Raw genomic sequence first — 7,487 nt, forward strand, 5'->3', positions numbered from 1 at the left:
ATCGGGGGAAAGAGTTGTAGCGCCCAGGGGCGCGCGCGCCGCCCGCGCGGGGCTCGATCTTGTGCGCGCTGCAAGGCTCAAGACATGCTCGGCTACTTGGGGTAGAGCGGCGGCAGGCTACCCGCTTCTCCCGAGGGCGCCAGCACCTGTTCGGCGGGCGGGATGGTGCCGATCGCCCGCCACAGCTCATCGCCATGCCAATACTGGCCACTCTCGCTGTACAACGCTCCATTCAACCCGTCCAGCGCATCGGACAACGGCACGAAGCGCGCCGCCATCTCGGCCAGGGTTTCCGGCTGCTGCCGTGCCCAGGCGTCCAGCGCCTGGCGCGTGGCCTGCGGGTCGTTGGCCTGGCAGGCGCGCTTGAGGTCGTCGAGCAGGGTCCGCGGGCTTGGGCCGCTCTGCGCGGCGCGCAACACTGCCGGTTGCGAGCGGGCACGCCACCACAGGGCGAAGCCGGCCAGGGTGGTCAGGGCCAGCACCAGCGTGGCCAGTTGCCAAGGCCAGAGCAGGGCGTTGCCGACGCGGCTTTCGCCCACTGGGGTTTCCGCGCTCAGGGCCGGATTGTCCTGCACATCCAGGGTGCGTGCCGGCAGGCTGCTGTGTTCCAGATGATCCTCGCGGGTGTTCCACCAGGTGACCTCCAGCGCTGGCAGCGCCAGTTGGCCGCTGTGGGTCGGCACCAGTGCCTCGCGCTCCTCGCGGTTGGCGATCATGCCGCGCTCGCTGATTTCGTTGCGCAGCAGCGGTTGGTCCGGGTAGCGGCGCAGGCCGACGGCCTCGGTAGCCGGCAACGGCGGCAACTGGGTGCTCGACAGGCCCTCGGCGCGCAGGGTGACGTTGCGGGTCAGCGAGTCGCCGATTTGCGTGGCTTGCCGGGCCGGGTCGGGGTTCCAGTGTTCTTCCAGGGTCAGGCTGCGCGCCGGCAGCCAGGGGCGGTCTGCCGGGTAGCCGGCAGGGATCGGCTTGACCTCCAGGCGCAACGGCAGCGAGCTGACCTGCACCTGGCGCCCGACCCGCGGCGTGCCGGCGGGCTGTTCGCCGTTGTCGGCGGCGGTGGCGGTGAATTTCAGTGGCGGTACTTCGAGCGGGCCGCTCTGTTGCGGGTAGAGCGCGTAGCGGGTTTCGATCACGCCATGGCGTACGCCATTGATGTCTTTTTCGTAGGTGCGCGATTCACCCAGCGGGTCGACCTTGGCGTTTTCCAGCTGTAGCGGGCTGAGGCTGCTGTCGTCGTACAGCGCCACCGAGTGGTAGATACGCAGGGTCAGCACGGCCTGGGCCTGGACATACACGACATTGCTGTCGAGGGTGGCCTCGATGAACACCTGGGAGGCCACGTCCGGGCGCTGGCTGTCGGCCTGCTGCACCTGCAGCTCGATCGGCTGGCTGCGGGCCTGCCCCAGTTGCAGTGGCGCGATGCTCAGGCTGCCGCTGCGCCGTGGTAGCAGGGTGATGATCCAGCGGGTGCTGGCGCGGGTTTCGCCGTCCAGGCTGTGCAGGCTGTTGAGCTGGCGCGTGCCGCGCACTTCGAAGTCGCCCTCCAGGGCGCGCAGGTCGGGCTTGCCGAACTGGGTCACGTCCTGGCTCTCGAGGGTCAGTTCCAGGGTTTCGCCGGCCGCCAGGCGCGTGCGGTCGACACTGGCCTGCAGGGTAGGTTCGGCCTGGGCCGCGAGGCTCCACAGCAGGCCAAGGAGACAGACGCCGAGGCGACTCATCGTGGGGTTTCCTGATGCAATTGCTGTTCGTACCAGAATTTGCGCCGCAGCAGCTCTGCCGGGTTGTCGGGAATCTCCCGCAGCCATTGTTCCAGGGCCTGGCGCTGTTCGGCGTCGAGGCTGGTGGAGAGCGGCCGCTGTGGCGGCTGGGTGACGCTGTCATCGTCGCCGCCGGCGTTGCCGGGCGGCGCCTGGGTGTTGCCGTTGCTGTCGCCGGAAGCCTGGGCCTGGGCCTGCTCGTCGCTGCCGGGCGTGCCCTGGGGCTGGCTGCTGGCCGAGCTGCTGTTGCCCTCGGTGTCGTTGCCCGGGCTGCCCTGGGCATCGGCGTCGGCGGGTTGCTCCTGGGCCTTGGCCTGGCGTTGCTGCAACAGTTGCTGGACCAGCGCCTGGTTGTCCAGCGCAGGCTTGAGCTCGGGCTGGCGCTCCAGGGCTTGCTCGTAGGCGTCCAGCGCCGCTTCCAGCTCACCGGCGCGGGCCAGGGCATTGCCTCGATTGTAGTGCGCGGCGGCGGTACTGCCTTGGGCGAAGGCCGCTGCCGCGCCTTCGAAGTCGCCGGCCTGGTACAGGGCCATGCCGCGCCATTGTGGGTCTGCGAAGTGCCTAGCGGCGGCGGCCGGTTGTTGCCGTTCGAGCAGTCGTTGACCCTGCTGGTCCGGGCGCAGCCACAGGTCGTTGAACTCGAAGGCCTGGCTCGGCTGCGGCAGCGCCAGCAGCAGCGGCAGGCAGAACAACCAGCCACGCCGGCCGGCGCAGGCGGCGAGCAGCAACAGGGGCAGCAGCAACCAGTATCCCTGGTCGGCCCAGCTGTCCAGTTGCAAGGTCTGGCCGTCGTTGTGCAGCAGGCGCGGGTTGTCGAACAGCCCCAGGCCACGCAGGTCGAGGTCGTCGATGCGGGCATGGCGGTAGCGCCCGCCGGTACCGCTGATGAACGCCTTGAGCGAGGCGCTGTCCAGGCGCGGCACGAGGATGGCGCCTTGCGCGTCCTTCAGGTACTCGCCGTTGGCCTGGCGCACCGGCGCGCCCTCGGCACTGCCGATACCCAGCATCAACAGGCTTGGGCCCTGGCGACCCAGGGCCTGGAGGATGCCGGCGCGTTCCTGTTCGCTCAGTGCCGAGCCGATCAGCAGCAGGCGGCCTTGGCCCAGGCCGCTCTGGGCCAGCAAGGCCAGGCCTTTGCGCACGGCCAGGTCAGCCCGCTGGCCGGGCTGCGGCATGATCGAAGGGTCGACCGCCTCGAGCAGGTTGCGGGTGGTGCCCAGGTCGTCGGACAGCGGTACCAGGGTATGGGCGGAGCCGGCATAGACGATCAGCGCGGTCTGGCTGTCACGGCGGTGCTCGAGCAGGTCGAGCACCTTGCGTCGGGCCTGCTCCAGGCGATTGGGCGCGCTGTCCTCGGCGAGCATCTGCGGCGTCAGCTCGAGCAAGATCACCAACGGGTCGGCCGGGCGTTGGCGGGTTTCTTCCAGGCGCTGCCAACTTGGCCCGAGCAGCGCCAGCACTACCAGCAGCCAGGCCAGGCCCAGGGCGATCCAGGGCAGTTTGCCGCTGCCGCCGCGCCCGCCGCCGAGCAGCACGGCATGGAACGGCTGCGGCAGGATCAACTGCCAACGCCCGGCGCGCTTGCGCCGGTGCCAGAGCTTGAACAGCAGCCAGCCGAGCAGCGGCACCGCCAGTAGCCAGAGCGGACGCAACCATTGTGGCCAGAGGTCGATCATCGTCGCCTCCTCAGGCGCAGGCGCTTGAGGCGCTGGCGCCATTCCGGGTGCGGTTGCAGGAAGCGCGGCTTGCGCAGCAGGCGTTGCAGCAGGTTGTCCGGCCACTGCACGGCCACCACCAAGAGCACGCTGAGCAACAGCGCCAGGCCCAGGGGCCAGGCATACAGCTCGGTGGCGGTGCGCGCCTGGGTGGGCTGCTGGGCCACTGGTTCCAACTGGTCGAGGGTATCGCCGATGGCGCCCAGTTCGGCGCCGTCGTGGGCGCGGAAGTAGCTGCCATGGGTGATGTCGGCGATCTCCTTGAGCGCGGCTTCGTCCAGGTCCAGGCTTGGGTTCAGCCCGAGCAGGCCGGGGGTGCCGCTGGCCTCGGGGTTGGCGCCGATGCCGATGGTGTAGATGCGCACGCCTTCCTGGGCGGCCAGGCGCGCGGCGGTCAGCGGGTGGATCTGCCCGCCGTTGTTGGCGCCGTCGGTGATCAGGATCAGCACCCGGCTCTGCGCGGGGCGCTGGCGCAGGCGCTTGAGCGCCAGGCCAATGGCGTCGCCGATGGCGGTGTTCTTGCCGGCGATGCCGATCTGCGCTTCGTCGAGGAAGGTGCGCACGGTGCGTCGGTCGAAGGTCAGCGGTGCCTGTAGGTAGGCCTGGCTGCCGAACAGGATCAGGCCGACCCGGTCGCCCTGGCGGTCCTGGAGAAAATCACCCATCAGCGCCTTGACCAGGTCCAGGCGGCTGATTTCATCGTTTTGCCACTGCATGTCGGGGAAGTCCATGGACCCGGAGACATCCACCGCCACCAGCAGGTCGCGGCCGCTGGCCGACACCGGTACCGGCTCGCCCAGCCACTGCGGTCGCGCCGCAGCCAGCAGCAGGAGCAGCCAGATCAGCAGGAACGGCGCCTGCTGGCGCCAGGTCGGCAGGTTTAGCCGCGCGCGCCGCCCGGCCAGGCCTTCGAGCTCATCGAGAAAGCCCACCTTGAGCACCGGCTCGCCACTGTCGGCGGCGGGCAGCAGCAAGCGCGCCAGCCAGGGCAGCGGTAGCAGTAGGAAGATCCACGGCCAGGCCAGTTCAAACATGCTTGCGGATCCAGGTGTCGACCGCCTGGGCAAGCCCGGCGATGGCCTTGTCGTCGAGCTTGCACTCGGGCTTGTAGGCGCCTTCGACCAGCACCATCCAGCGGGTCAGGCCGGCGGCCGGGCAGCGGTTGTCGAGAAACGCCAGCCACTGGCGGCCATTGAGGGTGTGGCTGTTGGCGCCGGGATAGTGGTTGCGGCACAAGCGCTTGAGCAAGGCGTTGATCTGCTGCAGCCAGGCGCCGGCCGGGGCGCCATCGTAAGGGCGTGGCAGCCGGGCGAGCTCGGCCAGGGCTTCGACGCGCACCGGGTCCAGGGGCTGTTCGGCGCGCACCACCCGGGCCTTGCGTGGGCGCCAATGGCGCAGGCGCCACAGGCCCCAGCCGAGCAACGGCAGCAGGGCGAGCAGCAGCCACCAGCCCGGAGCCGGTGGCCACAGGCTGATTGCCTGCGGGGCGATCAGCGGCTGCAACTGGTCGAGCGGGTTCATCGCTGGCCGCCCTTCATGATGCGTTCCGTGGGCGCTGCGCGTTCAGGTACTCGCGCAGTTGTTCGATCATGTCGCTCTGGGTGCTCAGCGGCATCAGCACCACGCGCAGCTTCTGCGCCAGCAGCTCCCAGCGCTCGATGCGCGCCTCGGCTTGCTGGCGGTAGGCCTGGCGCAGGTTGGCGTCGAGGGTGTCGAGCTCCAACTGCGCGCTGCGCTGGGCGAAGCGCAGCAGGCCGGCGGCGGGCAGGGCGTGGTCGAGGGGGTCGCTGACCGGCATCAGCAGCACGTCGCAATGGCGCGAGAGCATCGCCAGGTGCTGCTCGACGCTGGCGCTGAGGGCGCGTTCGTCGCAGATGACGATGGCCAGGCTGCCTGGGCGCAGCACTTCGCGCGCCCGGCGCAGGGCCAGGCCGAGGCTGTCGGGTTGCGGCACGGCTTCGGTGTGCAGGGCCTGGTTGACCTTGGCCAGGCGGTTGAGCAATTGCAGCAGGCTCTGCTTGCTGCGCCGTGGCTTGATCTCCAGGTGGTCGTTGTCGCCGAACACCAGGCCGCCGATGCGGTCGTTGTGGCCTAGCGCTGCCCAGCCGAACAGCGCCGCGGCCTGGGCGGCGAGCACCGACTTGAACATCAGCCCGGAGCCGAAGAACAGCCGCTGGCTCTGCTCGACCATGATGAAGATCGGTCGTTCGCGCTCTTCGTGGAACAGCTTGGTGTGCGGCTCCTGGGTGCGGGCGGTGACGCGCCAGTCGATGTTGCGCACGTCGTCGCCGGCCTGGTACACGCGCACCTGGTCGAAGTCGACACCGCGTCCGCGCAGCCGGGAGTGGTGCAGGCCGACCAGCGGGCTGCGCTGGCCAGGGCGCGAGAACAGCTGGATCTCGCGCACGCGGTGACGCATGTCGATCAGCTCGGCGAGGCCGATGCGGATGCCGGGTTCGGCCACGTGCGCGGTGGGCATATGGGTCAGGCGACGGCGACGACGTCGAGGATGCGCTGGACCACGCGGTCCTGGTCGACCCCGGCGGCTTCGGCCTCGAACGAGAGGATGACGCGGTGGCGCAGCACGTCGAACAGCACCGCCTGGATATCCTCGGGGCTGACGAAGTCGCGCCCGGCCAGCCAGGCGTGGGCGCGGGCGCAGCGGTCGAGGGCGATCGAGCCGCGCGGGCTGGCGCCGTAGGCGATCCAGTCGGCCAGCTCGCTGTCGAACTTGGCCGGGGTGCGGGTGGCCATGACCAGTTGCACCAGGTATTCCTCCACGGCGTCGGCCATGTACAAGCCGAGGATTTCCTTGCGCGCGGCGAAGATGGCCTGCTGGCTGACCCGGCGCTCGGGCTTGACCTCGCCGCCCAGCGCCTCGCCGCGGGCCTGCAGGAGAATGCGCCGTTCGACGGCGGCGTCGGGGAAGCCGATCTTCACGTGCATCAGGAAGCGGTCGAGCTGGGCTTCGGGCAGCGGGTAGGTGCCTTCCTGTTCGATTGGGTTCTGCGTGGCCATCACCAGGAACAGCGGCGACAGTTCGTAGGTGCTGCGCCCGACGCTGACCTGGCGTTCGGCCATGGCTTCGAGCAGGGCCGACTGGACCTTGGCTGGGGCGCGGTTGATTTCGTCGGCGAGCACCAGGTTGTGGAAGATCGGACCTTGCTGGAACACGAAGCTGCCGGTTTCCGGGCGATAGATTTCGGTGCCGGTGATGTCGGCGGGCAGCAGGTCGGGGGTGAACTGGATGCGATGGAACTGGGCTTCGATCCCTTCGGCGAGTTCCTTGATGGCCTTGGTCTTGGCCAGGCCCGGGGCGCCTTCGACGAGCATGTGGCCGTCGGCCAGGAGCACGATGAGCAGGCGCTCGACCAGTTTTTCCTGGCCGAGGATCTGGGAAGAGAGAAAGGTGCGCAGCGCGATCAGCGCCTCACGGTGTTCCATCGTCGAGGGTTCCTGGGGATGGGCCCTGGCGCGCTGGGAGCGGTTGCCGGGCGGGGGTGGATACTTTAATCCATCCGGGGGGGTGGCGACCAATGGCGGTTTGCAAAAATCGTATAAAGGATAGGTGCGGGGCTATGGGTAGCTATTGCGCGAGGGGGGTGGGGCGTGGGTTGCGAGTCATTTGTGTGTTGGCGGTGGTTGTTTCTAGGTCAGCTATTACCTGTGAGGAGGTCTAATTTTTCCAAGGGAGAGAAGTAGGCCGCCGTTGGGCCGAAAGGTGAGTATGCGTCGCCATCGTCAATGAAATAGCGTATAACTTTTAAAACCTACGCTCTGAAAGTCAAAGTCAAAGTCAAAGTCAAAGTCGGTCGGCGTGGGTATTCACAGATGTAAGCGCATTCATTGGCTATATCGACGCTTAGTCACCTTTTCGCCCTTACGGCGAGTCACTTTTTGTCAAACGCGACAAAAAGTAACCAAAAAACGCTGCGCGGTATGACTCACCCACATGGGTTACAAATCAGTTCACGCACATAGGTAACAGTCTTTAACTGGCAGGGTCGGTTTTTGA

At 68.1% G+C, this 7,487-nt stretch carries 6 protein-coding genes; all 6 read right to left on the reverse strand.

Annotated elements, in window-relative coordinates:
- Positions 1-92: 92 nt before the first annotated feature.
- Genes NJG22_RS23260 through NJG22_RS23285 form a run of 6 tightly spaced genes read right to left on the reverse strand, consistent with a single transcriptional unit; the run spans position 93 to position 6,916 of the window.
- Positions 93-1,718: a BatD family protein gene (locus tag NJG22_RS23260; protein ID WP_253098180.1), complete on the reverse strand. Its 1,626-nt coding sequence runs from the start codon at positions 1,716-1,718 to the stop codon at positions 93-95.
- Positions 1,715-3,433 carry a VWA domain-containing protein gene (locus NJG22_RS23265; RefSeq protein ID WP_253098182.1) on the reverse strand — a complete coding sequence of 573 codons (1,719 nt, stop codon included), beginning with the start codon at positions 3,431-3,433 and terminating at the stop codon, positions 1,715-1,717. Before NJG22_RS23265 ends, NJG22_RS23260 begins: the two co-directional genes overlap by 4 nt.
- Entirely contained in the window at positions 3,430-4,506 is a 1,077-nt protein-coding gene (locus NJG22_RS23270; protein ID WP_253098184.1) for a VWA domain-containing protein, read from the reverse strand. The genes NJG22_RS23265 and NJG22_RS23270 overlap by 4 nt, the downstream gene beginning before the upstream one ends.
- Positions 4,499-4,993 (reverse strand): DUF4381 domain-containing protein, encoded by a 495-nt coding sequence (locus NJG22_RS23275; RefSeq protein WP_217848895.1) that lies wholly within the window; start codon positions 4,991-4,993, stop codon positions 4,499-4,501. The genes NJG22_RS23270 and NJG22_RS23275 overlap by 8 nt, the downstream gene beginning before the upstream one ends.
- 13 nt (positions 4,994-5,006) lie before the next feature.
- Entirely contained in the window at positions 5,007-5,951 is a 945-nt protein-coding gene (locus NJG22_RS23280) for a DUF58 domain-containing protein (RefSeq protein WP_217848893.1), read from the reverse strand.
- A gap of 5 nt (positions 5,952-5,956) precedes the next feature.
- On the reverse strand, positions 5,957-6,916 hold the full coding sequence (locus tag NJG22_RS23285) for a MoxR family ATPase (RefSeq protein ID WP_134693940.1): 960 nt from the start codon (positions 6,914-6,916) through the stop codon (positions 5,957-5,959).
- Between the last annotated feature and the right edge of the window lie 571 nt (positions 6,917-7,487).

The organism is Pseudomonas sp. VA159-2, assembly GCF_024126635.1.
Taxonomy (GTDB): domain Bacteria; phylum Pseudomonadota; class Gammaproteobacteria; order Pseudomonadales; family Pseudomonadaceae; genus Aquipseudomonas; species Aquipseudomonas muyukensis.

Bases quoted from the DNA above. Each gene is read 5' to 3' on its own strand.
- NJG22_RS23260 (WP_253098180.1), bottom strand. From the start codon at position 1,718: ATGAGTCGCCTCGGCGTCTGTCTCCTTGGCCTGCTGTGGAGCCTCGCG.
- NJG22_RS23265 (WP_253098182.1), bottom strand. From the start codon at position 3,433: ATGATCGACCTCTGGCCACAATGGTTGCGTCCGCTCTGGCTACTGGCG.
- NJG22_RS23270 (WP_253098184.1), bottom strand. From the start codon at position 4,506: ATGTTTGAACTGGCCTGGCCGTGGATCTTCCTACTGCTACCGCTGCCC.
- NJG22_RS23275 (WP_217848895.1), bottom strand. From the start codon at position 4,993: ATGAACCCGCTCGACCAGTTGCAGCCGCTGATCGCCCCGCAGGCAATC.
- NJG22_RS23280 (WP_217848893.1), bottom strand. From the start codon at position 5,951: ATGCCCACCGCGCACGTGGCCGAACCCGGCATCCGCATCGGCCTCGCC.
- NJG22_RS23285 (WP_134693940.1), bottom strand. From the start codon at position 6,916: ATGGAACACCGTGAGGCGCTGATCGCGCTGCGCACCTTTCTCTCTTCC.